Genomic DNA, 24536 nt, shown 5'->3' with positions numbered 1-24536 from the left:
TTATCCCCTTGTAACGACAAGGAGAGAACTGCCATGAGCCAGCCCAGCAATCCGGCCGAACGGAAAGACGATTCCGGCACCAGCCCCGCCAAGCGGACGGGCGAGAACAACGGTTCAGTAGGTGCCGGTCGCCAGGATCGCGACATGCAGGACACGGCGCGCGGCAGTGAGCCGGAAACCCGGGGAACAGCCGGTCAACGTGGCTGACAGGACTTGCCGGGTGGCGCCCCCGCGCTGCCCGGCATGCTCTAGCCGGCGACCGCCTCTTGCGTCATCGCGTTGCGCACCACGTCCAGCGCCTCGGCAGCGCGGGTCCCATCTGGCCCGCCACCCTGAGCCATGTCGGCCCGACCGCCGCCTCCCTTGCCGCCAAGCGCCTCAACGCCGGCGCGCACCAGGCGCACGGCATCGAAGCGGCCAGTAAGATCGTCCGTCACGGCAGCGGCAATTGCGGCGCGGTCGTCATTCACCGCCACGATCACCGCCACGCCTGAGCCCATCCGCTGCTTGGCTTGATCCAGCAGGCCGCGCAGTTCCTTCGCCTCCAAACCCTTGATGACCTGACCGGAGAATCGCACGCCGGCGATCGTCTCGTCCTCGACGTGCGTACCGGCCTTGCCGCCGCCGCCCAGCGCCAGCTGCTTCCTTGTCTCGGCCAGTTCGCGTTCCAGCCGGCGGCGCTCCTCCAACAGGGTGACGATACGTTGCGGTGCTTCCTCCGGCGTCGCCCTGATCGTGGCGGCGATGCTCTTCAACGCCTCCTCACGCCCGACAACCCAGTTGCGCGCACCTTCGCCGGTCAGTGCCTCGATCCGGCGCACACCGGAACTCACCGCGCTTTCGCCGATCACGCGGAACAGGCCGATGTCTCCGGTGGCGCGGACATGCGTTCCGCCACACAGTTCTACCGAGTAGGTGCGCCCGCTGGCGTTCCAGTCGGCCCGACCGATGGAAAGCACCCGCACTTCCTCGCCATACTTCTCACCGAACAGCGCCATGGCACCTGCGGCGATCGCGTCATCCGGGCTCATCAGCCGGGTGGTCACCGGTTCGTTAAAGCGGATTTCGGCATTCACCTCCGCCTCGACCGCCGCGAGCTGCGCCGGGGTCAGCGGCTGCGGATGCGAAAAATCGAACCGCAGCCGATCCGGCGCGACCAGAGATCCCTTCTGCGTGACATGATCGCCCAGATGATTGCGCAGAGCCGCATGCAGCAGGTGCGTGGCGGAGTGATTGGCCCGGATCGCATCGCGGCGGGTCACGTCCACCAGCAGGTGTACGGTATCGTCCCGGCGCACCGTGCCGGTGACGATCCGTCCGCGCATGGCGTGCAGCTTGCCAAGCGGCTTGGCGGTGTCGGTGATCTCGATCAGCAGATCGCCATTGTCGGTGATCGATCCGCTATCGCCCACCTGCCCGCCGCTCTCGCCATAAAACGGGGTCTGGTTGGTCAGCACGATGACCTCGTCACCGGGCCCCGCCTCTGCAACTTCCACGCCGTCAACGATCAGGGCCACGACATGGCCGTCGCCCTTGGTGGCGGTGTAGCCGGTGAACTCGGTCGCGCCGGTCCGCTCCAGGATGTCGAACCACAATTCGCTGTCAGCGGCAGCGCCCGAGCCCTTCCACGCGGCGCGGGCGGCAGCCTTCTGCTCGGCCATGGCTGCATCGAAGCCAGCGCGGTCCACTGCGATACCGCGTGGACGCAGCGCATCCTCCGTCAGGTCGTAGGGAAAACCGAAGGTGTCATAAAGCTTGAAGGCGGTCGCACCCGGCAGGCTGTCGCCATCCCCCAGCCCGGTGGTCGCCTCGTCCAGCAGGCGCAAACCCTTGTCGAGCGTCTGGCGGAACCGCGTCTCCTCACGCTCCAGCACTTCGGCAATCAGTGCTTGGGCGCGCGGCAGCTCCGGGAAGGCCGCACCCATCTCCTGAACCAGCACCGGCACCAGGCGATGCATCAGCGGGTCCTTCGCACCCAGCAGATGCGCGTGGCGCATGGCGCGGCGCATGATCCGTCGCAGCACGTAACCGCGGCCTTCATTGGCCGGCAACACGCCATCCGCCAGCAGGAAGCTGGTGGAGCGCAGGTGATCCGCGATGACGCGGTGACTGGCGATGGTGGTGTCGTCTGCGCGCGCGCCGACTGCGTCCTGGCTGGCGGCGATCAATGTTCGGAAAGTGTCCGTCTCGAACACGTTATGCACGCCCTGCAGGACGCCGGCGATCCGCTCCAGCCCCATGCCGGTGTCTATGGAGGGACGGGGCAGGTCGGCGACGATCTGGTCCGCCTCCTGCAGATGCTGCATGAACACCAGGTTCCAGATCTCGACGAAGCGATCGCCATCCTCGTCCGGCGAACCCGGCGGGCCGCCTGCTACTTCCGGACCATGATCCCAGAAGATTTCGGAACAGGGCCCACAGGGGCCATCGGCACCCATCGCCCAGAAATTGTCCTTGCTGGCGATGCGGATGATGCGATCGTCCGGCAGGCCGGCGATACGTCGCCACAGGTCGGCTGCCTCGTCATCGGTGTGGTACACGGTGACGCACAGGCGATCCGCGGCCAGGCCCAGTTCGCGCGTTACCAGGGTCCAGGCATGCTCGATCGCCTGTTCCTTGAAGTAATCGCCGAAGCTGAAATTGCCCAGCATCTCGAACAGGGTCAGATGCCGGGCGGTGTAGCCGACATTGTCGAGGTCGTTGTGCTTGCCCCCGGCACGAACACACTTCTGGGAGGAGGTCGCACGCGGTGCGGGCGGCGTCTCCAGACCGGTGAACACGTTCTTGAACGGCACCATGCCCGCGTTCACGAACATCAGGCTGGGATCGTTGTACGGCACCAGCGGGGCCGACGGCACGATGCGGTGATCGTGCCGGCCGAAGAAATCGAGGAAGGTGCGGCGGATGTCGTTGGTAGCGGTCATTGCGCTGCCCGGATTAGGCGGCGGGATGGCCCGCGGCAAGCGGGATCAATCCCGCCTGCCGCGCGGCCGCTGCTGTTAGAACTCGTCATCCGCGTCGGGGCCGGTCATCATCTCTTCGGAAACCTGATCGGTCCGGCCACGGATCGCCGCCTCCAGCCGGTCCCGCATCTCCGGATTTTCGCGCAGGAAGGTCTTGGCGTTTTCCCGCCCCTGCCCGATCCGCACGCTGTCATAGGAGAACCAGCTACCGGATTTCTCCACCAGTCCCGCCTTGACGCCCAGATCCAGGATCTCGCCGATCTTGGACACGCCCTCGCCGTACATGATGTCGAATTCGACCTGCTTGAACGGCGGCGCGACCTTGTTCTTCACGACCTTCACGCGCGTCGCGTTGCCGACGATCTCGTCCCGGTCCTTGATCTGTCCGGTACGACGGATGTCGAGCCGGACAGAGGCGTAGAACTTCAGCGCGTTGCCACCCGTCGTCGTCTCCGGATTGCCGTACATGACGCCGATCTTCATGCGCAGCTGGTTGATGAAGATCACCATGCAGCGGCTGCGACTGATGGAGCCGGTCAGCTTGCGCAGCGATTGCGACATCAGGCGCGCCTGAAGGCCGACATGGCTGTCGCCCATCTCGCCCTCGATCTCCGCCCGCGGCACCAGCGCCGCTACCGAGTCCACCACCAGCACGTCGATGGCGTTGGACCGGACCAGCGTATCGACGATCTCCAGCGCCTGCTCACCCGTGTCGGGCTGCGACACGATCAACTCGTCAATATCCACGCCCAGCTTCTTGGCATAGACCGGGTCGAGCGCATGTTCCGCATCGACGAAGGCGGCGGTGCCGCCAGTCTTCTGCGCTTCGGCGATGGTATGCAGCGCCAGCGTCGTCTTGCCCGAGCTTTCCGGGCCGTAGATCTCGATCACACGGCCGCGCGGCAGGCCGCCGACGCCCAGCGCGATGTCGAGGCCGAGCGACCCGGTGGAGATCGCCTCCACCTGCATCGCTTCCTTGGAGCCCAGCTTCATCGCCGAACCCTTGCCGAACGCCCGATCAATCTGGGCGAGCGCCGCATCCAATGCCTTCTGACGGTCCACGTTCTTGTCCTTCTCGACCAGCTTCAGTTCTGCCGCCATCAGTGCCTCCGTCAGAACACCCCGTCGTGGCAAGCCCTCTTGCGCACGGTGTTGTGGATGTTTCGCACCATGTATTCCGTTTGTTCCATTGGAACAAGAGGCGAACAGATGATTTCCTATTCGGCGACCGTAGGGCGCAGCGTCCATTGCAGCGCCTTGCTGCTACCGGCCGGCACCACGATCTCCACCACATTCATCCCATCGCGTAGCGCGAGATCACGCAAGCCGCTTACCTGGCCGAGCTGCGGCGCATAGACCTGCAAGCGGACGGAGGCCGGCCCCTGCCCGGCATTGGTCACGACCGCCTCCATCCGCTGATTGCGACGGCCGGCGCGCACGCTGCGACAGGTCAGGAAAACCTGCCCACTATCCGCTAGCGAGAGTTCCACTCGCTGGCCGGAGGCGCGATCAGGCAGGGTCTCCTCGCCAACGAGCAGATCGCCATACGCGGATGGCTCGAACAGGGTCAGCCCGCCTGCAGGCAACGCCGCAGCCAGCCCATGATCGGCATCGTTCACCGTTTCCAGCCGAATGGATAGCGCCCTCGCGTCATCCGTTTCGTAGCCCGGCAGGCATGTCCCCTGATAGGTCAGCGCTGCCATGACGCCCGCCCGCTGAAGGAAGGCGATCTGTTTCTGACCCTTGGCGGATACTGTTACCGGCTCGGGCACCCGGAACAGGCGCAAGGCGCCCAGTTCCTCTTCCTCCGCCTGCATGGCGACCCGCGCGCCGGTGACGACGATGTCGGCCATCTCCGGTGCCGGCGGGGGTGGGGGCGGTGGCGGAGGCGGTGGGGGTGCCATCGCCACACTCATCGGCGGGAATGCACCGATATCGTCCGCAATCGCGGAGCCTGCCGCCGTGCTCCCCAGCGGGTAGCAGGTCAATTCGAGTGGCCGCGCGCGAGGCGGGCGGACCAGACTGCGGAAGTCGCTGACGATGTTCAGCGTCCCTGCCACGACCAGCAGTTGGGCATCGCCGAAGGTCTGGCCATTGTCGTTCAACAGCGTCAGCCAACTGGTCAGGTCCAGCGCCAAAGCGCCTGGTTGCCCTGTCTGCGCGGTCGCATCCCGCAAGGTCGCGACATGGTGCGCCTGCCAGTCGAAGCCCCAACTCAGATAGGTCAGTTCCACAGTGAACGTCCCCGCTTCAGCGACGGTCACATCGGTCGAGAACACGGGCTGTGGCGAGAGCCCGTCCGGCACGGCGGCGAATGTCAGGCGGTCGGGCAGACCGGAACAGCGGACGGCTTCGAAACCCTCCGCTGTCTGCAATACCAGGCCGCCGTCGGCACGCGTGCGCACGATCGCCGGCTCCGCCCGCTCCTGTCCGCTGGCCGGATCGGTGCGGGTCAGCGTCACGCGATTGCCCAGCGTGCCGTCTACCAAGGCCGCGGGGCTCAACAGGTCGGCATCGCGGTTCTGCTCCACCGGACCGCCCGGCAATCCTGTGAGGATGGCACTCACCGCCACCATGCCTTCCGCCACGCCGGAGAAGCGGATGGTGGAGCGGCCGGGCGGCAAGGTCACCTCCCGTCGTTCGCCGATCATGGCGAAGCCTTGCGGCCAATCACGGTTCAGCGTTTCCGCCGGGCCGCGATTCGGGTCCCGATAGATCGTAATCGAACGCGCCAGCGGTGCCGACGCATCGACCATATCCTGCGCAGCAGCGGGCACCGCCAGCAGCATTGCAAACGATCCGGCGATAAGCGCCCGCATCGGGTGCCTCCCTGCCCGCCTGCTCAGTAGCGGGTTTCGTAGGTCACGGTCACCTCGGTCCGGCCATTGGCCGGCACCGGCACCCGGAACAGCCGCCGATCCGTGTCAAGCTGCCGACCGGCGACACTCTCGTTCACCACGCGCGTATCGCTCCGCCACCATCCATTCGAAAGGCCGCTCTGCACCAGATCGACCTCCACCGGCTGACTGCGCGCATTGGTCAGCGTGTAGCGCATGGTGGTGCGCCAGTACTCCACCGCCTGCTCCACCGTGGCGGTCGTGGTGGCGCCGTCGCCCTGCGTCACGCGGTAGCGGGCGCTGGCCTCGTACTCGTCGGAGGAGATCCGCTCCCGTCCCGTCACCTCCGCCTGCACGCTGATGTCGAACGCGGCGCCCGTGGTCAGGCCAAGCTGGCTGCCGGCAGGCGTATGCTGCACAGCATCCTCGCCAATGAACTGCGGATTGCCCGCCTGATCCCGCTGGTAGAAGCGCACCGTCCCGGCAGGCAGCGCATCGCCGAGCCCGGCAGTGCCCGCACTCCCCGTGTCGAAGCGGATCAGGCTGGTGACGTTGAACGGCTCGGGATCACTCTGCAGCCACGAAACCTCGCGCGCATAGACGCGCTGAGCGGGAACGCCCTGCACATCCAGGAAACTGACCTGCTTGGTCTGGTTGTTGGCGATGGTGGTCGGCTGCGCCAAGGGGTAGAGGTAGTAGTCGCCCAATTGCTCACGCGTGGAGCTGTCGGTGCCGGGCTGGAACGGCACGGCAGCCGGACGCCGGGGGCCATGGCTCGCCCGTGCCTCACCCGCCGACCCCGCTACCAGCAGCGTGCGGGCATTGGTGAAGGTCGTACCGGTTTGGTTGTTCAGCGTCACCCAGCCTTGCAGCGCCATGGTGCCGGCGGCCTCGTCGAACAGAGCGACGTAATCCGCATTCCACGACAGGCCGCTGGTCAGATAGCGGATGGCCACCGGGCGTGTGCCGGCGGCGGTGCTGTCGACGGTGACGGACAGGGTCGGCCTCGCCCGCAGGTTCGGCGGCACCTCGTCGAACACGACCCTCACGGGAAGGCCATCGTCGCGCAGCACCTCCACCCGGTCGCCGATGCGCACCACCACGCCGCCGGCCGTAGACAGCACGGTCGCCTGCTCGCGCACTTCGCGCCCCGTGGCGGGATTGGTCCGGACGAGCGTCACCGTGCGCCCGATCGCCTTGTCCATCAGGCTGCTCGGCGTCAGCAGGTCGAAGTCGAAATTCTGCTCCACGATGCCGGCGTCCGGCGCGGCGAAGCCCAAGGTCTCCGGCCGGATGCGGGCCGAAACGTCCGGCAGCAGCACCGTGCTGCGCCCCTGCGGAATGGCGAGGCGGCGAACGTCCTGCACCAGTGCCTGGTCGTCGTTGTAGATGGTGACGGAAACATCACCCTGTGCGCTGGCGCCGAGCGGTGAGGCCGCATCCTGCGCCCAAGTCGCCGCGCCATTCAGCAGGAGAGCGACCGCAATCGCCAGCATCGATCCACGCATCCGGCACCCTCCATCGCGGCGCCGGCCTCCCAAGCCGAATCAGCGCGTCGCGACGATGTTCTGCACCATGGCGGCGATCTGCGAAACGTTGAACGGCTTGGCCAGGAAATGCATGTTGGCGACGTCGATCTGCTCGCGCAGCTGCGCCTCGGCATAGCCCGACATGAACAGCACAGGCATGTCGGGCACCAGCGTGCGCATGGTGCGGACCATGGCCGGTCCGTCCATCACCGGCATCACCACATCGCTTACCACCAGATCGAAGCGCTGCCCGGCGGCGAGCGCACCGCGCAGTGCCTCCAATCCTTCCTCGCCATCGGCTGCCGTGACGACCTCGTGCCCCTTCTGCAGCAGCGCACGCTCTGCCACCATCCGCACCATGTCCTCGTCCTCCACCAGCAGGATGCGGGCGGTGCCGTGCCATTCGGGCACAGGCTCCGGCTCCGCCGGTGGTGCGGACAGCCGTTCCGCCTCCTCCGCAGTGGGATGATGGACGGGCAAGAAGATGGTGAAGCGCGCACCGCGGACCAGCGTCCCGGGGGCGCCAGAACCGGGCACATTGTCGGCGAAGATGAACCCGCCCGACTGCTTCACGATGCCATACACGGTGGAGAGGCCCAGGCCGGTGCCCTTGCCCTGCTCCTTGGTGGTGAAGAACGGCTCGAAGATCTTGGCGAGCAATTGCTCGGGAATGCCGCCGCCATCATCTTCCGCGATCAGCGCGGTGTATTCGCCCGGTGGCAGGATCTGGTTGTCCATCCGCGCGACATCGGCTGCCCCGATGCGGCGTGTCGAAAAGCTCAGCGTGCCGCGCGCATGATCGCCGCGCTTCGCCTGGATCGCGTCGCGCGCATTGACCGCCAGGTTCACGATCACCTGTTCCAGCTGGCGCGGATCGGCGCGTATCAGTCCCAGATCCCGATCATGCCTGACGTCAAGCGTGATGTGTGCGCCAAGCAGGCGGCGCAGAAGCTGGCTGACCTCCGCCAGCACATCCGGCAGTTGCAGCACCTGCGGCTGCAAGGTCTGCTGGCGGGAGAATGCCAGCAATTGCCGCGTCAGGCTGGCAGCGCGATTGGCATCGGCCTTGATCTGCTGAATCTCGCCATAATCGCTGTCGCCCGGCAGGTGCCGCATCAGCATCAGGTCGCACTGGCCGATGATGCTGGTCAGCACATTGTTGAAATCGTGGGCCACGCCACCGGCCAATTGCCCGATCGCCTGCATCTTGCTGGCCTGCGCGACCTGCCGTTTCAGCCGGCTCTGCTCGGTGCTGTCAATCAGCGACAGCAGCACCGCCGCCTCTCCCAGCCCGCGCACGCCTGCCAGGCCGAGCGTCACCGGCTCCTCCATTCCGGCACGCAACCGCACGGTCACCTCGGAACCGCGTGCGGCACCTTGCGCATGGCTGCGGACGGCCGCCGACAGCTCCGCCCGGTCCTGCCGGATCACCAGATCCGTGGGATAGCTCGGCAGCGGCTGATCCTCGATCCGCGCCGCCCGCCGGAAAGCTGGATTGGCAAACAGCAGGCGCCCTTCGCGATCCGCCAGCGCCAGCCCCAGCGGCAGCGCGGACAGGATCGCCTGCAACTGCGTCGCCTGCCCCGGTGCCTCCGCGCTCCAGCCGGCGAGATGCGCGGCCGGATCGATCAGCAGCACCAACGCGCCATCCTCGTCCGCCAGCGGCACGGTCAGCATCGCCTGCGCCGGGCCAGCCTGCCCCTCGCGGGCGAAGTACACCCGCTCACGTTCGTCGGTACGTAGCAGGGAGGCGAGATCCTGCCCGGCGAGACTTGCCACCGCATCACCCGCCGCACGCCGCGCGAAGCCGGGCGCCGCCACCTTCAGGGTTCCGTCGCCCGCCACCAGTGCCGCCTCGACCCCACCGGCCGACAGCACCTCGCCCAAGACGCCTGGCAAGTGGCCCGCCAACACCTCGACCGGGGCTTGCACCGGTGTCGGGCGGAAGCACCAAACGAGGTGATCCTCACCGCTGCCGGCACGCGACACGTCGACCTGCCAGGCGGACCCTTTGCGCCCCGTAACCGCGACGGGGCCGCCGACGCCGTCACGCCAGGCCGCACGGGTCGCGGATACCAGAACCTCCGTCGCCGCCTCCTCCCCAGGCAGCCGGGTGGGCGCGAGGGTCGCGCCGAATGCGGCGGCGTAGACGCTGTTGGCGCAGACCAGGCGGTTGGCGCGGTCGGTCACCGCCAGCGCCACCCCGCTGGTGGCGCCCTGCGCCTCCAGCACGCCGGCCGTCACGGACCAGTCGGGCAGCAGCACCTCACCCGAAGCGGGTTGAGCCAGCCGGCGATGGAGCAGCACCAGAGCCACGGTGCCGAGTGCCAGCACGCCGCCCGCATAAGCCGCCGCCAGGGTCAGGCTGCCGGTCACATAATGAAGCAACGTCGCACTCGCCGCACAGGCCAGCAGCACCGCGGCCCACGCCACGATACCCGGTCCGGCCCACGGGTCGGCCCCGCCGCTCACGCCGGCGGGGCACCATCGACGGTGCGCGCTCGGCGTGCGGAACGGCGAGCCCAGCGCCGAGCCACCACCAGCCGCCAGACCATGGCGGATACGGCGTAGCCAATGATCGCGCTCAGGATGGACAGGATCAGATAGCCCAGAGCCGTGGCGCCCGCCGCCTCCATGAACCAGCCGAACATAGACCAACCGCCATCATTCAGCCCTTCCACCACCGTCCCGCCGGTCGCCCGGTCGAAGAACAGCGCCCAATGACCAACGCGATTGGCCAGCACCAGGAAGAACGGCAAGGTGAACGGGTTGGTCAGAAAGGTAGCGCCGGCCGCGACCGGCACATTCGCGCGCAGCGGCAAGGCAAGGAAGGCGGCCAAGAAAATCTGTCCCACCGGCACGATGAACCCGGCGAACAAGCCCAGCGCGACCCCGCGCGGCACCGACCGGCGGGTGAAGCGCCACAGCTCCGGGCTGAGGAAGCGATGCGCGATAGGTGCGAGCCAGCGGTTCTCCGCCATCTCCTCCCGCGACATCATGCGCGGTCGCCACCATCTATCGCCCTCTGCCATGCGCCGGGCCTTTACACCTTTGCCATGCCGACGGAAGCGCCTCGCATCAGGTCAGCCGCGCTCGCGCATCAGGCGCGCCTTGTCTCGCTTCCAGTCGCGATCCTTGATGGTCTGGCGCTTGTCATGCACCTGCTTGCCGCGGGCCAGCGCCAGTTCGACCTTCGCCCGCCCGCGACTGTTGAAGTAGACCGACAGGGGAATAAGCGTCATCCCCTTGCGCTCGACGGCGCCGATCATCTTCTCGATCTCGCGTTCGTGCAGCAGCAACTTGCGCGGACGCTTCGGCTCGTGGTTGAAGCGATTGCCGTGGCTGAATTCGGGCACGTTGGCGTTGATCAGCCACGCCTCGCCATCATGCACCTGGGCGTAGCTTTCGGCGATTGAGCCCTCGCCGCCGCGCAGGCTCTTCACCTCCGTCCCGCTTAGCGCGATGCCGGCCTCAAAGGTTTCTTCGATGAAGTAGTCGAACTTAGCGCGCCGGTTCTCGGCAACGGTCTTCTGCTTGTCGAAGGTGGCGGGTTTGGGTCTGGCCATGGGACCGCGGCATGTAGGATGAAGCGGCCCGTCGCGAAAGCCCCGCTGGCCGCTAAATCAGACGAGTTCGAGTCCCGCCAGCGCCGCATCCACGGCCGCGCGCGCCGCTTCGCCGCACGGCACGATTGGCAGGCGAACATCCTCCGTCAGCCAGTCGTGCAGTCGTGCCAGCGCATACTTCGTCGGCGCGGGGCTGGCATCGGCGAACAACGCGCGATGCAGCGGGAACAGGCGGTCGTTCAGCGCCCGTGCCGTGTCCCAATCGCCGCGGTCGCATGCATCCTGGAACCTGGCGCACAAAGCGGGCGCGACATTGGCGGTGACGGAGACGCAGCCGGTCTGGCCCAGTATCCGCCCGGCAAGAGCCAGCGGATCGTCCCCCGACAACTGACATAGTCCTTGTCCGGCCAGCAGCCGGTGCGTGACCACGCGGGTCAGGTCGCCGCTCGCATCCTTGACGGACGTGATGCGGTCGGGATGGCGGCGGTGCAGTTCCGCCACCGTCTCAGGCAGCATGTCGGTGACCGTACGTCCGGGAACGTTGTAAAGCATGATCGGCAGGTCGCACGCATCCGCCAGTGCGCTGAAATGTGCCAGCAACCCGGCCTGGCTCGGCCGGTTGTAATATGGGGCGACGCACAAGGCGGCGTCGGCGCCCAGCTTCTGCGCCTCTTCCAGATGCCACAACGCGGTGCGTGTGTCGTTGCTGCCGCAGCCGGCAATCACCGGCACCCGACCGTTCGCGAACTCGACGACGAGGCCGATGACCCGGTGATGCTCCTCATTGTCCAGCGTCGATGCCTCGCCCGTGGTGCCGCAGACGACCAGCGCGGCGGAGCCGCTGGCGATCTGCCAGTCGACCAGCCGGTGCAATGCGCTCTCATCCACGGCTCCATCGCGAAATGGCGTGACAAGTGCAGGAATTGAGCCAGAGAACATTGCGCCGCTTTCGTCTTGTCCGTTACCCATGCGCGCGGCGCAGTCCGTGTGCCCGCCCGCCCCATTTCGTTAAGCGCCTGATAAGGACCCGCCCGGCACGATGTCCAGCATGCTTACCCACCGTTTCGCCGCGCTGCTGCTGGCCGGCGCGTTCGCTCTTCCCGCTCCTGCGATGGCCCAGGTCATCGCCCCCCCAGCCGTCGGCAACGGCGATGCCGCAGCCGTCGCAGCCGAATACGACCGCAATCGCGCGCAGCTTGTCGCCGCGCAGCCCGGACCTATGGCCGGGGTCATCGCGCAATGGCAGGCGTTGAGCGGGGGCGGCAATTTCTCGTTCACGGATTACAGCAACTTCCTGCTGCAATATCCTGGTTTCCCTGATGAGACACGCCTTCGCGGCTTTGCCGAGGGACGGCTGAGCCAGGAATACGCCGATCCGGCGCGACTGGTCGCCTTCTTCGATCGCTTTCCGCCGCAGACCAATGCCGCGCGCGGTCAATATGCGCTGGCGCTGATGTCGGTGCGTCCGGGTGACGCGGTGGAGATCGCGCGCGCCGCATGGCGCGGCGGCGAGATGGCCGACACCGCGGCCGCTGCCATCCAGGGCAGCTTCGGCGCGCAGTTGACGCAGGACGATCACGACGCGCGGATGGATGCGCTGCTATGGCAGCGGAACCGGCTCGCGGCGGAACGCCAGCTTGGGTGGACCAGCCCCGCCCTGCAGCCGGTATTCACCGCCCGCCTTGTCATCCTGCAGGGCGGCGACGGCGCCATCGCCGATCCGAACGCCCGGTCCGATCCGGGCTGGCTGTACAATCGCAGCCGTGAATTGCGGCAGGAAGATCGCAGCGGGGAGGCGGTGATGCTGGCCGCGCAGCATCCGCAGCTTAGCCGCCTGCCCTTCGATCAAACCCGCTGGGTGGAGGAGCAGCTGGCCGTCGCCCGCGCCGCCGATCCACGCTCCGCCGTGGCGATCGCCGCCCGCATCGACGAGGCGTTCCCCTCCGGCGCCGACATCAGCGGCATGGCCTACAAGCTGCGTGACGACTACACTTCGCTGGTGTGGCTCGGCGGCACACAGGCCTTGTGGCAGTTGGGCGATGCGGCCAGCGCTGCCCCGCTGTTCTACCGCTACGGCAATGCCGCTCGCACGGGCCAGACGCGGTCAAAGGGGTTCTACTGGGCAGGCTATGCCGCCGCCCGCGCCGGCGATGCCGGCGGGGCGCAGCGCTATTATGAGATGGCGGCGCAATATCCGGACCGCTTCTATGGCTTGCTGGCGTTGAAGGAACTCGGCCGACCGGTGCCCGCCTTCGCCGCGGCTCCTGCCGCATCGCCCAGTGCCGACGAACGCGCCCGCTTCCGCCAGCAGCCGATCACCGCCGCCGTCAGCGAAGTGGCTCGCGATGCGCCGTGGAGCACCGGCATACGCTTCTACCGCCAGCTCGCCGACAGCGCGACCACCGCGGGCGAGCACCTGCTGGTGGCGGAACTGGCGAAGGAGATCGGACGCCGCGACCTGGCAGTGAACCTGCTCGACTCCGCGGTGGCGGACGGCCACAGCGATTTCACCCGCGTCGGCTTCCCGACGGTAATGCCGCCGCCGGGTGTCGATTGGACCATGGTGCACGCCATCAGCCGGCAGGAAAGCCAGTTTGCGCAGAACGCGGTCAGCCATGCGGGCGCGCGTGGCCTGATGCAGCTGATGCCCGGCACCGCTCAGGAGGAGGCGAACAAGGCCGGCATCGCCTACATGCAGGCCAGCCTGATCGACGATGCCGGCTACAACATCCGGCTCGGCAACAACCACATCCAGCGGCTGTATGCTAGGTATGGTAGCTGGCCACTGGCGATCGCCGCCTACAATGCCGGACCTGGCAACGTGAACAAGTGGCTGGCTGCCAACGGCGACCCGCGCACCGGCAGCGTCGCCTGGACCGACTGGATTGAACGCATCCCATTCTTCGAGACCAAGAACTATGTGACCCGCGTGATCGAGAACGCCGTGGTGTACGAGCATCTTTATCCGGAGAACGCGCCCTTCGGCCGTCCGCGCGGGGTGGAGGATTTCCTGCGCTGACGATATCGCCTGCGCGTATGAAGCAGCAGGGCAATCCCATTACCCCGGCAGGTCTCTTGGCGCTAAAGGCGCGCTACGATCACCTGCTGGGGACCGAGCGGCCGGAGATCGTCGCCATCGTCAGCTGGGCCGCCGGCAATGGCGATCGGTCGGAGAACGGCGACTATCTCTACGGCCGCAAGCGGATGCGGGAGATCGACCGCGAGCTCGCGAATCTCGCCCGGCGCATGAAAGCCGCCCGCGTGGTCACTCCCGCCGACACTCCCGATCGAAGCAAAGCGTTCTTCGGCGCCACCGTCACCATTGCGGACGAGGATGACAACCAGCGCACGCTGACGCTGGTCGGGGATGACGAGCAGGACGCGTCCGCCGACCGCATCGGCTGGAGCGCGCCGATCGCCCGCGCCCTTCGCGGTGCGGCGGTGGGCGACCTGCGCACGGTGCGCCTGCCCGCGGGCGAGAAGGAGTGGGAGGTCGTCGCGATCAGCTATTAGTGACCAGTTCCTCGGGGTCGAGGCTTTCCCCGCCGCAGCGGATCTGCGGTCCGTCCGGATGGGTCAGGTCGTAGGTAACGATGCCGCGGCGATAACGGCCACGCTCCTGCCACAGGGCATGCCCGATCGATTCCGCCGCATCCGTCAGCCCGGATGCCCAATGGCCATCCACGGTGATGCGGCTGAACTCGTAATCCTTGCTCTGCGTCTCGAACATTTCGCGCCGGTTGATCAGATGCAGCACATGCACCGCACCGGGGCGCGGCAGGTGAGCCAGTTCCTGTGCATCGGCATCGTCGCGCAGTTCCGGCGGCAGCTTCTTCACCAAACGCGCAGCCGCCAGGCGCAACTCCTCCAGCCGCTGCTGCAGGTCGGTGTTCATCCGGGTGCGGCTGGAATAGCGGATGTCCTTCTCCCGCTGCAGCACCTGCGCCAAATCGGTCGGCAGGTCGCCCAATGCGTGAAACAGATCCACCTGGTACACAGTCAGGTCCGTCTGCGGAGACCCGTCGAGTACATATTGCAGGGGCGTATTGCTGACGAGGCCGCCATCCCAGTAAGCCTCACCCTCGATCATCACCGGCGGGAAGCCCGGCGGCAGCGCACCGCTCGCCATCACATGTTCCGGCCCGATCCGGCACCCGGCATCCCGATTGTCGAAATAGGCGAAATTGCCGGTGCGGACATTCACCGCGCCGACGCTGAAACGCATCGCGCCTTCGTTCAGCCGGTCAAAATCCACCAGCTCCAGCAGGGTGTCGCGCAATGGGCTGGTATCATAAACGCCCAGCGGTTGCATGTCGGGCAGGCAAAACCATTCTGCCGGTGACCGGGGGCGGAAGAAGCCGGGTACGCCGCCCGCCATGATCCCTGCCGCTGCCCATTCGTTGAAGAACTGCCGCAGCCGGCCATCCGGGATCGGCGGCTGCAGCAGCCACTCGGACGACACCAAATTCCAGAACTGCCGCAGCCTTGCGACGCGCCGCTCCGGCGGGTTGCCGGCGATGATCGCGGCGTTGATCGCGCCGATGGAGATGCCGGTGACCCAGTCGGGTTCGAACCCTGTGGCATGCAGCGCCTCGTACACGCCGGCCTGATAGGCACCCAGTGCGCCGCCGCCCTGCAGCACCAGGACATCGGGCCGACGCTGCAGGCTTTCATGTCTCATGCCCGCAGCATGGCAAGCAGCAGGCCGTCTGGCAACGGGATCGGCCTCGCTCAGGCGGCATATGCTTGCTGGAGGGCCGCGGGATCGGGCACCGGCAGCGCGCCAAGTGCCGGCCGGGCGATCAGGTACCCCTGCACATATCTCACACCCAGCTGCCGCAAGGTCGCCAGTTCCGCATGGGTCTCGATTCCTTCCGCCACCAGGCGAATACCCATCGCGCGCGCCAGCCGGACCATGGAGGCGACGATCAGCCGCCGCGGTTGGTGGCTGCCAATGCCGCGGACCAGTTCCATGTCCAGCTTGATGCAGTCCGGCTGGATCTCTGCCAGCAGGTTCAGCCCGGCATATCCGGCGCCGAAATCGTCGATCGCGGTCGTGAAGCCATGGAAGCGGTAGCTTTCGACGATGTTGCGCACATGCGCCGCATCCAGCTTCTCGCCTTCCGTGAACTCGAACATCAGCCGGCTGGTGGGTAGTTGCTGTTCCCGCGCGGTGGCCAGCGTCAGGCGAATGCAGGCCTGTGGGGAGTAGACGGCGTTAGGCAGAAAGTTGATCGACAGCCTGGCATCGGTGTCCAGCAGCCCGGCGGTGACTGCTTCGGTGATCGCCGCAACGCGGCATGCCTGATCGAAGCGGTAGCGATTGTCGTCGTCCACTTGCCCCAGCACCCAGCCGGCGCCCTGCCCCTCCGGTCCACGGACCAGCGCCTCGTAAGCGAACACCTTGCCCGTCTCCAGATCCACGATCGGCTGGAACGCCGCCCTGATCGCGAAGCCCAGATCGTGGCCGTCGCGGCATCCTTCGCAGCCCATCGGTGCGCTCCCCTGTTGAAGTCGCGCACTCATAATGATGTAAGGCTTAAGCAAATGAGAACGGGCGCAGAAGTCAAACTCCTGCGCCCGCCAAACTCGATCAAACAATTATCAGTTTTTAGAACCGGTATCCCAGACCCAGCATCACCTGATGACGGTCCATGTCGATGTCGAACCGGTCGCTCTCGCCGCCATTCGGCCCTTCGACCTCACCTTCTTCGTAGTTCGAGTAGCGGTACTCGCCCTTGACGAACAGGTTGTTGCTCAGCGCGTATTCCGCACCCGCACCAACGCGCCAGCCGTCCAGGTCGATGTCGGTGTCGGTGTTGGCGGTGCCATTGCTGGTCAGCACGTTATAGCTGGCATTGGTGTAGCCACCCTTGACGTAGACCAGCGCGCGCGGGCTCGCCAGGATACCGGCACGCAGACCCAGATACAGGTCGTCGCCCGCCTCGACATTGCTCACGCCGAACGTCTCGAACGCGCCGGTGTCGTAATCGGTCTCGGCGCTGGAGCCCATGTACTCGCCCTCGACACCGATCAGCGCACCGCCGGCTGCAAAGTCGTAGCCGATGCCGACGCCGTAGCTGGCGCCTTCGAAGGACTGGTCGAGATCATCGGCATTGTCGATGTCCTGGCTGCTGCCGGGCTTGTTGATGTCGTAGCCGACCAGCGCTTCCACGCGGGGGCCGGTGAAGGTCGGGTTCTCTTGCGCCATGGCCGGCGCGGAAAGCGCGATGACCGAACCGGCGGCGAGAAGTGCGAGACCCTTGTGCATATTCGTAAACTCCAACTGTCCAAATCCGCAGCCTTGTTCAGGCCTGCGGACCCGTTGAATGTTGGACACACCTTGCTGGTTTCATGAACGTAGCACAACGAAAATGCTGCTGCATTTTTGCCACATACCTATCGACGAACTGCAACATCGCGTCGACGAACCGTTGAGTGCAAGGCACGCGACGCGGCAAATTGGCTTTCGTTCCCGCATGCCCTATATGCGGCCGATCATGCCAGACACTGCCCTGATGCCTATCCCCGGCCCGCTCGATCCCGTGCCGCTCGCGCGTGAGGTCACGCCGCGCAGCGACGGTCGCATCGACCTGATCGGCCTGCCGCGACCCCGGATTGCGGAATTGCTGGAAGGCGCCGGGCTGGACCGGAAGCAGGCTCGCTTGCGCGCGCGGCAGCTGTTCCACTGGTTGTACCATCGTGGTGTGACCGATTTTGAGGCGATGACCGACATCGCCAAGACGATGCGGCCATGGCTTGCGGAACGCTTCGTCATCGGCCGGCCCGATGTGGTGGAGGCGCAGCATTCCACTGACGGCACCCGCAAATGGCTGCTGCGCACCGCCGACGGCCATGACTTCGAGATGGTGTTCATCCCCGATGCCGACCGTGGGACACTGTGCGTGTCGAGCCAGGTCGGCTGTACGCTCAACTGCTCATTTTGTCATACCGGCACCATGCGGCTGGTGCGCAATCTGACCCCGGGGGAGATCGTGGGGCAGGTCATGCTGGCGCGCGATGCGCTCGGCGAATGGCCGCGCGGGACCATGTCCGGGCTGGAAGTCGAGGAGGATGAAGGCGGCTACACTAGCGATGGGCGGCTGCTGACCAACATCGTCATGATGGGCATGGGCGAACCGCTCTACAATTTCGATGGTGTGCGCGACGCCCTGCAATTGGTCATGGATGGTGACGGGCTCGCCCTCTCCAAGCGGCGCATCACTCTGTCGACCAGCGGTGTGATTCCGATGATGGAACGCTGCGGGCAGGAGATCGGCGTCAACCTTGCCGTCTCGCTTCATGCCGTGCGCAAGGAAGTGCGCGACGAACTGGTGCCGTTGAACCGCAAGTACGGAATCGAGGATCTGCTGGCGGCTTGTGCAGCCTATCCCGGCGCATCCAATGCGCGGCGGATCACCTTTGAATACGTCATGCTGAAGGGGCTGAACGACAGCGACGATGACGCTCGGGAGCTGGTTCGCCTGCTGCGTCGTTACGACCTGCCGGCGAAGGTCAATCTGATCCCCTTCAATCCATGGCCCGGCGCGGCCTACGAATGCTCCACGCCTGACCGTATCCGGCGCTTCTCCGACATCGTGTTCGAAGGCGGCATCAGCGCACCGGTGCGCACGCCGCGTGGTCGCGATATCGAAGCTGCCTGCGGCCAGCTGAAGACGGCAGCGGAAAAGCGCAGCCGCGCGGAACGCGACCGGGAGGCGGCGCAACTCGCCACGACCTAGGCTGCAGCGAGGGGGCTGACGCATGAATTTGACCTTTGCCCGGTACCGCCGGCCGTTCACGGTGGACGGAATCGCTTGCGAGGTGGTGATCCGAGCCGACTTCAAGGGCATGCACAGCGAATTGCTGGTGGCGGGCGAGCGCCGGGCAGCCGACAGCACGCCCGCGATGGGGGTTGAGGCGACGCGCAACCATCACCTCGCCACTACTCTGCCGGATGGCACGCCGTTGGCGGTGGAGGCCGGTTACATCAACTGGGTCAATGTCGGTATCGCGGTGCGGGTCGACGGGCAGCTCGTTCATGAAAGCCATCCGGGTCGGCGGATCGCCTATCCGGAAAAAGCGCGCAAGATGGCGGGTGACGCGAATGTCGACATGGCTCGCTACAGCGCCAACAAGGTGCCGTTGCTGGTGGATATCGGGCTTGGCATCCTGTTCTACATTCTGGCCAAGCTGACGGATCTGACGACTGCCGCGTTGGCGGGGGCGGTGATCGGGCTGGCGCTGGTGGTGGTGCAGCGGTTCGTGAAGGTGGACCTGCTGGGCGGGCTGGCCATGTTCGGAGTGGTCATGCTGCTGCTGTCCGCCGGGCTGGCCCTGATCTTCCAGGATGACATGGCGGTGAAGATGCGCAGCACGATCCTGGGATCGATCAGCGCCATCCTGTTCCTGGGTGACGGGCTGCTGGGCGGGAACCGGCTGGGCAAGGGGCTGGCGCGGTACCTGCCCTACACCGATCTAAACCCCGGGCGATTGGCATTCGGCCTGGGTCTGCTGGGCCTGGTCATGGCGCTGCTGAACTGGGGCGTGGCGCAATATGCCTCCACGGATATCTGGCTGTTCTACAGCACCTTTGTCGACTTCATCCTGGCCGCATCAATGACGCTGCTGGTGTTCCGCTACGCCCGGTCAGGCAACAGTCACAAAACTGTCTCGCCAATAGCGAAATGATGTAACACTGCAACGATAGCGCAGCCCCATCAATTCACTTGGGGGGCAGTGCAGATGGACAACCAGCTCGATCATCGCGGTTATTGGGACGGCGATACCGACACCAACACGATGGGCAGCCGCTCGCTGGAGAGCATGGCGGCCGAGCGGTTCAATCGCCGGCAGACGATCATGGGCACCCTGCAGGCGTCCGTCGCCGCGTTCCTGGGCACCAGCCTGCTGGCCGCCTGCGGTGACGACGATGCGGCGGATGCGCCGACCGTCAATGCCGGGCAGGATGCCACCGTCGCCGCCGGCCGCACGGTCACGCTGACGGGTTCGGCGACCGGCGCCAACGGCACCGCGTGGGCGCAGACCGGCGGCCCGGCGGTCACGCTGACCGGCAGCGGCGACACCGTCACCTTCCTGGCGCCGGGCGTCGCGCAGGACACGCAGCTGACCTTCACCTACGGCGCGTCGAGCGGCGGCAGCACCGCCACCGACAGCACCGTGATCACCGTAACCCCGGCGACGCTGGCCTTCACCGCCGTCGCCAAGAACCGCAACGACGTGGTCACCGTGCCGACCGGCTACAGCGTGACGGTGCTGATGAAGAAAGGCGACCCGATCGCCGCCGGCGTGCCGGCCTTCGCCAATGACGGGACCGACACCAACTGGGCGCAGCGCATCGGCGATCATCACGACGGCCTTGCCTATTTCGGCCTGAACGCCGCCGGGCAGAAGGATCTCACCTCCTCCACCCGCGGGCTGATCGCGCAGAACCACGAGAACATCGACAACCAGTACCTGCACCCGAACGGTTCCACCAACGCGGCAAGCGGCCCGCGTCCGGCAAGCGAGGCGCTGATCGAGATCGAGGCGCATGGCGTCGCCGTCACGGAGATCCGCGACACCGGCAACCGCCAGTGGACGTGGGTGCAGAACAGCAGTTTCAACCGGCGGATCACGCCCAACACCCCGACCGTGATGAATGGCCCGGCGCGCGGCACCGATTTCCTGCGCACCGTCTTCTCGCCCGCGGGCACCAACGGCCGCGGCACGATCAACAATTGCGCGATCGGCGTATCGCTGTGGGCGACGTACCTGACGTGCGAGGAGAACTGGGCCGGTTACTTCCGCCGCCCCAACAGCGGCGCCACCAGCGACAACAACAATCGCACCGCGCGTGAGTTGACCAGCCTGCGCCGCTATGGCGTCACCAGCTCCATCGGCAGCTATGCCTGGTCCACGGTGGCGAGCGGCGAGGACATCTTCCGCAAGTGGGACGCGCGGGCGACCGGCGCCAGCGCCACCGCCGATTACCGCAACGAACCCAACCAGTATGGCTGGGTGGTCGAGATCGACCCGTACAATCCCGCCGCCGCCCCGCGCAAGCGCACGGCGCTGGGCCGGTTCGGCCATGAAGGCGCGTGGATGGGTCTGCCGGTCTCCGGCCAGCCGATCGCCGTCTACATGGGTGACGATTCGCGCGGCGAATACCTGTACAAGTTCGTGTCGGCCGCGAACTGGACGCCGGCGGATGCCAGCGCGACCGATCCGCTGGCGATCGGCGACAAGTATCTCGACACCGGTACGCTGCATGTCGCCCGCTTCAACGCGGACGGCACGGGCACCTGGGTGCCGCTGGTCTTCGGCCAGGTGCCGGCCCGTCCGGCCGTGGGCGTCGAGCCGGCCTACACCTTCGCCAGCCAGGCGGACATCTGCGTCAACACGCGCCTCGCCGCCGATGCGGTGCGCGCCACGCCGATGGACCGGCCGGAATGGACCGGCGTAAATCCCGCCAATGGCGAGATCTACCTGACGCTGACCAATTCCAACGCCACCGCCCGCCCGCTGAACGGCACCGACGCGGCCAATCCGCGGCACTACAACGATCCGCGCCGCCCGGCCGGCGCGCCCGATCTGGACGAGAACGCCACGGTATCGCAGCTGGGCAATCCCAACGGCCACATCATCCGCCTGCGGGAGAACGGCAACAGCGCCGCCGCCACCGCCTTCACCTGGGACATCTACCTGTTCGGGGCGGACAATGTGGATGCCGATCCGGTCAACGTGAATATCTCCGGCCTGGACGACAGCAATTCGTTCTCCAGCCCGGACGGCCTGTACTTCTCCCGCCCCACCAACCCGGCGGGTCAGGGTCGGCCGCTGATGTGGCTGCAGACGGATGACGGCGCGATGACCGATCGCACCAACAACCAGATGCTGGCCACCCTGCCCGGCCGGGTCGGCGATGGCGGCGCGCGCACGATCACCAATCGCGGGGCGGGCGGCGCCACGGCGCAGCAGGCGACCATCGTGGGCGCGAACGCGACCCCGGCGACGGTCAAGCGCTTCCTGGTTGGCCCAACCGAATGCGAGATCACCGGCATCGACAGCACCCCCGACGGGCGCACGATCTTTGTCGGCATCCAGCATCCGGGCGAGGCGGGCGACGCGGCCCGCCCGACCAGCAACTGGCCGCAGAGCCAGACCGGCAACCGCACGGGTCGCCCCCGTTCCGCGCTGATCGCGGTGACGAAGGACGATGGCGGCATCGTGGGTATCTGACGACGGGTATTCCGGCGGCAGGTCGGGGGCAGCGAAGTACGCTGCCCCCGACCTGCCGTTCGCCTGACCAGCGTCCCTTCCCTACCCATCAGCGTTGGGAGGGGCGTGCATGCCTTGTCGCAGACCCGCCCTGCCCGTGCCGGGTTCAGGCCCGGCGCTGGCCGGCGATCCAGGTCTGCACCGGCTGCAAGCGTGCATCCAGCATCGCGAAGTCGGCCTGCATTCCCGGCGCGAGCCGGCCGAGGCGAGCCCCGAGCCCGATGAAGTGGGCCGGCGTGCCGCTGGCCATCCGGCTGAGGCTGGAGATATCGGCGCCCGTCAGGTCCGCCATGGTGCGCAGCGCCCGCGCCATGTCCAGGTGGGCCCCGGCGAGCGTGCCGTGTTCATCGACACAGCGCCCGTCCACGATGCGGATCGTGCGACCGTTCAGGGTGAAGCTGTCGCCCGCATGGCCGACGCCGGGCATGGCATCGGTGACCAGCATCAGCCGGTCGGGGCCGATCGCCTTCATCGCCAGCCGAAGCGCCGGGGCCGAGACATGCAGGCCGTCGGCGATGATGCCGCACACGGCATCGCTGTCGAACGCCGCGCCGACCAGGCCGGGCGCGCGGTGGGTCAGCGGCGACATGGCGTTGAACAGGTGCGTCACCCCGCTGATCCCGGCGGTAAAGCCGGTCATCGCCTGTTCGTAGGTGGCATCGCTGTGACCGGCACTCAGCACCACGCCCGCCGCGGCCAGCCGCATCAGATCGGCCGGGGCGACGCATTCGGGCGCGACCGTCAGCAGCACGATGCCCCGACGCGGCGCGCACAGCAGGTCCAGCATGGCAGGTTCCAACGGGCGGATGCGGTCGGCCGGATGGATGCCGTTTCGCGCCCGGTTGATGAACGGCCCTTCGACATGGATGCCCAGCACGCCTGGCACACCGGCGGCGATGGCGGCGTCCACCGCGCTGAGCGCGATCGCGATACGTTCGGGCGTGTCGCTGATCAGCGTGGGCAGGAAGCCGGTGGTGCCGAACCGCGCATGGGCCGCGCCGATAGCGGCGATGCCATCCACGTCCGGCGCATCGTTGAACAGGACGCCGCCGCCGCCATTTACCTGCGTATCGACAAAGCCGGGCAGCAGCCAGCCGCCGGCAAGGTCGATCACCTCTTCCCCCGGTTGCGGATCGGCGGCCGCATCAATGGCGGCGATGTTCGCACCGTCCAGCCGGATGGCCGCCCGTGTCAGCACGACATCTCCACCGGCGCCGTGATCGGCCACGACGTGGCCATTGGTGCAGAACAGGGCGGTCATCGCGTGTGCGTCACCTTGGACAGGAAGGGCGGCTGATCGGTATCGTAGCCGCGCGTCGCGGACAGGGCGTTGGCCATGCGGTAGAAGCTGGTCGCCATCAGCAACGGCGCCAGTTCCTGCCGCGCGAACTGCACCGGCAGGTGCCCTATGCCCGGCTCCATCGGCGCCTGCGTGTCGGCCAGCCAGACCCTGGCGCCGCGCGACGCAAATTCGGCGGCCACGGCGCGCACGTCATCGCCGCCGGGACCGGGACCGGCAAAGCCGAGGATGGGGAAATCCTGCCCGACAATCGCCATCGGGCCGTGGCGGACCTCCGCCGCGCTGAACGCCTCCCCATGGAGTCCGCAGGTCTCCTTCAGCTTCAACGCGGCCTCCTGCGCGACCGGCAGGGTGTAGCCGCGTCCGATGACAAACAGGTTAGGCGCCCCGGCGAGCGTCGGGATCGCGGCGGACCAGTCCTGCCTGAAGGCCACGCGCAACTGGCCGGGCAGAGCGGCGAGGCCACGCCGCAGGTCCGTATCCGCGCCCCAGGCGGCGACCAGCGCGGCGATGCCCGCCAGCGTCGCCAGGTAGCTTTTCGTCGCGGCGACCGACAGTTCCGGCCCTGCGCAAAGCGGCAGCACCGTGTCCGCCAGGGCGGCGAGCGACGAATCCTCGTCATTCACCAGCGCGACGATCCGCATCCCTGCCGCCTTGTGCCGCTCCACCGTGGCCAGCAGATCGGGGCTGCGCCCGGATTGCGAGATCGCCAGCGAGAGCGGCGCCGGGCCGGGCGGCACGGTGATGGACGCATGGTACAGCGACACGGTCGAAAAGGCGGCCGGGGTGGTGAGACGGCCGAGCCGCGTCTCGATCAGGTATTTGGCGAAGGTCGCCGCATGATCCGACGAACCGCGCGCGCAGGTCACCACGTAAGGCGGCGGGGCGGCGCGGAGATCCTGCCCCAGGGCATCGAGCGCCGGGGCATTGCGCGCCAGGAAACGCGCCACCGCGTCGGCAGCCTCCGCCGTTTCGGACAGCATCAGCGATTCACGTTCAGCGTACGGCATGCTGCCCCTCAATCATCAACGGGCATCGTCCGCAACCGCCAAGGGCGGCGG

At 67.0% G+C, this 24536-nt stretch carries 19 protein-coding genes; 6 read left to right on the top strand and 13 right to left on the bottom strand.

Annotated features, from left to right (window positions below; all coding sequences use genetic code 11):
- Nucleotides 1-33: 33 nt before the first annotated feature.
- Entirely contained in the window at nt 34-207 is a 174-nt protein-coding gene (locus V5740_RS03130; RefSeq protein WP_347303633.1) for a hypothetical protein, read from the top strand.
- 41 nt (nt 208-248) lie between these two features.
- Here V5740_RS03130 and alaS read toward each other — a convergent pair whose 3' ends face one another.
- The 8 genes from alaS to dapA all read right to left on the bottom strand — a co-directional run bounded on the left by alaS (nt 249) and on the right by dapA (nt 11834).
- Nucleotides 249-2924 carry an alanine--tRNA ligase gene (alaS, locus tag V5740_RS03125; RefSeq protein ID WP_347303632.1) on the bottom strand — a complete coding sequence of 892 codons (2676 nt, stop codon included), beginning with the start codon at nt 2922-2924 and terminating at the stop codon, nt 249-251.
- 75 nt (nt 2925-2999) lie between these two features.
- On the bottom strand, nt 3000-4064 hold the full coding sequence (gene recA, locus V5740_RS03120) for a recombinase RecA (protein WP_347303631.1): 1065 nt from the start codon (nt 4062-4064) through the stop codon (nt 3000-3002).
- Between the two features lie 116 nt (nt 4065-4180).
- Nucleotides 4181-5782, bottom strand: coding sequence for a hypothetical protein (locus V5740_RS03115; protein WP_347303630.1), 1602 nt, complete (start codon nt 5780-5782; stop codon nt 4181-4183).
- 23 nt (nt 5783-5805) lie between these two features.
- Complete coding sequence (locus V5740_RS03110) at nt 5806-7308, bottom strand: DUF4139 domain-containing protein (protein WP_347303629.1); 1503 nt, start codon at nt 7306-7308, stop codon at nt 5806-5808.
- 39 nt (nt 7309-7347) lie between these two features.
- Complete coding sequence (locus tag V5740_RS03105) at nt 7348-9801, bottom strand: response regulator (RefSeq protein WP_347303628.1); 2454 nt, start codon at nt 9799-9801, stop codon at nt 7348-7350.
- Entirely contained in the window at nt 9798-10328 is a 531-nt protein-coding gene (locus V5740_RS03100; RefSeq protein ID WP_347303627.1) for a DUF2062 domain-containing protein, read from the bottom strand. The genes V5740_RS03105 and V5740_RS03100 overlap by 4 nt, the downstream gene beginning before the upstream one ends.
- 84 nt (nt 10329-10412) lie before the next feature.
- Nucleotides 10413-10895 carry an SsrA-binding protein SmpB gene (gene smpB, locus V5740_RS03095; RefSeq protein ID WP_347303626.1) on the bottom strand — a complete coding sequence of 161 codons (483 nt, stop codon included), beginning with the start codon at nt 10893-10895 and terminating at the stop codon, nt 10413-10415.
- A gap of 57 nt (nt 10896-10952) precedes the next feature.
- Nucleotides 10953-11834: a 4-hydroxy-tetrahydrodipicolinate synthase gene (gene dapA, locus V5740_RS03090; RefSeq protein ID WP_347304426.1), complete on the bottom strand. Its 882-nt coding sequence runs from the start codon at nt 11832-11834 to the stop codon at nt 10953-10955.
- A gap of 100 nt (nt 11835-11934) precedes the next feature.
- Here dapA and V5740_RS03085 point away from each other — a divergent pair, with 100 nt between their 5' ends.
- Nucleotides 11935-13914, top strand: coding sequence for a lytic transglycosylase domain-containing protein (locus tag V5740_RS03085; protein ID WP_347303625.1), 1980 nt, complete (start codon nt 11935-11937; stop codon nt 13912-13914).
- Nucleotides 13915-13931: 17 nt separating this feature from the next.
- Nucleotides 13932-14408, top strand: coding sequence for a GreA/GreB family elongation factor (locus V5740_RS03080; RefSeq protein ID WP_347303624.1), 477 nt, complete (start codon nt 13932-13934; stop codon nt 14406-14408).
- Here the strand turns inward: V5740_RS03080 and V5740_RS03075 are convergent.
- From V5740_RS03075 to V5740_RS03065, 3 genes are all read right to left on the bottom strand, one after another.
- Complete coding sequence (locus V5740_RS03075) at nt 14398-15576, bottom strand: patatin-like phospholipase family protein (protein ID WP_347303623.1); 1179 nt, start codon at nt 15574-15576, stop codon at nt 14398-14400. The genes V5740_RS03080 and V5740_RS03075 overlap by 11 nt on opposite strands.
- A 50-nt stretch (nt 15577-15626) precedes the next feature.
- The gene (locus V5740_RS03070) at nt 15627-16388 is read right to left on the bottom strand and encodes an EAL domain-containing protein (RefSeq protein WP_347303622.1); all 762 of its coding nucleotides are present in this window, start codon (nt 16386-16388) and stop codon (nt 15627-15629) included.
- A gap of 118 nt (nt 16389-16506) precedes the next feature.
- Complete coding sequence (locus V5740_RS03065; RefSeq protein ID WP_347303621.1) at nt 16507-17166, bottom strand: outer membrane beta-barrel protein; 660 nt, start codon at nt 17164-17166, stop codon at nt 16507-16509.
- A 229-nt stretch (nt 17167-17395) separates the two neighbouring features.
- Here V5740_RS03065 and rlmN point away from each other — a divergent pair, with 229 nt between their 5' ends.
- From rlmN to V5740_RS03050, 3 genes are read left to right on the top strand one after another with little or no spacing between them, the layout of a single operon-like run.
- Nucleotides 17396-18637, top strand: coding sequence for a 23S rRNA (adenine(2503)-C(2))-methyltransferase RlmN (rlmN, locus tag V5740_RS03060; RefSeq protein WP_347303620.1), 1242 nt, complete (start codon nt 17396-17398; stop codon nt 18635-18637).
- Nucleotides 18638-18659: 22 nt separating this feature from the next.
- Nucleotides 18660-19586, top strand: a complete 927-nt coding sequence (locus V5740_RS03055) for a septation protein IspZ (RefSeq protein ID WP_347303619.1) — start codon at nt 18660-18662, stop codon at nt 19584-19586.
- A gap of 54 nt (nt 19587-19640) precedes the next feature.
- Nucleotides 19641-22136, top strand: a complete 2496-nt coding sequence (locus V5740_RS03050; RefSeq protein ID WP_347303618.1) for an alkaline phosphatase PhoX — start codon at nt 19641-19643, stop codon at nt 22134-22136.
- Between the two features lie 145 nt (nt 22137-22281).
- On the opposite strand, the gene nagA is transcribed toward V5740_RS03050, so the two are convergent.
- Both nagA and V5740_RS03040 read right to left on the bottom strand, forming a co-directional pair.
- The gene (nagA, locus tag V5740_RS03045; protein ID WP_347303617.1) at nt 22282-23436 is read right to left on the bottom strand and encodes an N-acetylglucosamine-6-phosphate deacetylase; all 1155 of its coding nucleotides are present in this window, start codon (nt 23434-23436) and stop codon (nt 22282-22284) included.
- Nucleotides 23433-24485, bottom strand: a complete 1053-nt coding sequence (locus V5740_RS03040; RefSeq protein ID WP_347303616.1) for an SIS domain-containing protein — start codon at nt 24483-24485, stop codon at nt 23433-23435. The genes nagA and V5740_RS03040 overlap by 4 nt, the downstream gene beginning before the upstream one ends.
- Between the last annotated feature and the right edge of the window lie 51 nt (nt 24486-24536).

It is taken from the genome of Croceibacterium sp. TMG7-5b_MA50 (genome assembly GCF_039830145.1).
Classification (GTDB): Bacteria; Pseudomonadota; Alphaproteobacteria; order Sphingomonadales; family Sphingomonadaceae; genus Croceibacterium.
This window is presented reverse-complemented; position numbering and strand designations above follow the sequence as displayed.

Bases quoted from the DNA above. Each gene is read 5' to 3' on its own strand.
- V5740_RS03130 (WP_347303633.1), top strand. From the start codon at position 34: ATGAGCCAGCCCAGCAATCCGGCCGAACGGAAAGACGATTCCGGCACC.
- alaS (WP_347303632.1), bottom strand. From the start codon at position 2,924: ATGACCGCTACCAACGACATCCGCCGCACCTTCCTCGATTTCTTCGGC.
- recA (WP_347303631.1), bottom strand. From the start codon at position 4,064: ATGGCGGCAGAACTGAAGCTGGTCGAGAAGGACAAGAACGTGGACCGT.
- V5740_RS03115 (WP_347303630.1), bottom strand. From the start codon at position 5,782: ATGCGGGCGCTTATCGCCGGATCGTTTGCAATGCTGCTGGCGGTGCCC.
- V5740_RS03110 (WP_347303629.1), bottom strand. From the start codon at position 7,308: ATGCGTGGATCGATGCTGGCGATTGCGGTCGCTCTCCTGCTGAATGGC.
- V5740_RS03100 (WP_347303627.1), bottom strand. From the start codon at position 10,328: ATGATGTCGCGGGAGGAGATGGCGGAGAACCGCTGGCTCGCACCTATC.
- smpB (WP_347303626.1), bottom strand. From the start codon at position 10,895: ATGGCCAGACCCAAACCCGCCACCTTCGACAAGCAGAAGACCGTTGCC.
- dapA (WP_347304426.1), bottom strand. From the start codon at position 11,834: ATGTTCTCTGGCTCAATTCCTGCACTTGTCACGCCATTTCGCGATGGA.
- V5740_RS03085 (WP_347303625.1), top strand. From the start codon at position 11,935: ATGTCCAGCATGCTTACCCACCGTTTCGCCGCGCTGCTGCTGGCCGGC.
- V5740_RS03080 (WP_347303624.1), top strand. From the start codon at position 13,932: ATGAAGCAGCAGGGCAATCCCATTACCCCGGCAGGTCTCTTGGCGCTA.
- V5740_RS03075 (WP_347303623.1), bottom strand. From the start codon at position 15,576: ATGAGACATGAAAGCCTGCAGCGTCGGCCCGATGTCCTGGTGCTGCAG.
- V5740_RS03070 (WP_347303622.1), bottom strand. From the start codon at position 16,388: ATGGGCTGCGAAGGATGCCGCGACGGCCACGATCTGGGCTTCGCGATC.
- V5740_RS03065 (WP_347303621.1), bottom strand. From the start codon at position 17,166: ATGCACAAGGGTCTCGCACTTCTCGCCGCCGGTTCGGTCATCGCGCTT.
- rlmN (WP_347303620.1), top strand. From the start codon at position 17,396: ATGCCAGACACTGCCCTGATGCCTATCCCCGGCCCGCTCGATCCCGTG.
- V5740_RS03055 (WP_347303619.1), top strand. From the start codon at position 18,660: ATGAATTTGACCTTTGCCCGGTACCGCCGGCCGTTCACGGTGGACGGA.
- V5740_RS03050 (WP_347303618.1), top strand. From the start codon at position 19,641: ATGGACAACCAGCTCGATCATCGCGGTTATTGGGACGGCGATACCGAC.
- nagA (WP_347303617.1), bottom strand. From the start codon at position 23,436: ATGACCGCCCTGTTCTGCACCAATGGCCACGTCGTGGCCGATCACGGC.
- V5740_RS03040 (WP_347303616.1), bottom strand. From the start codon at position 24,485: ATGCCGTACGCTGAACGTGAATCGCTGATGCTGTCCGAAACGGCGGAG.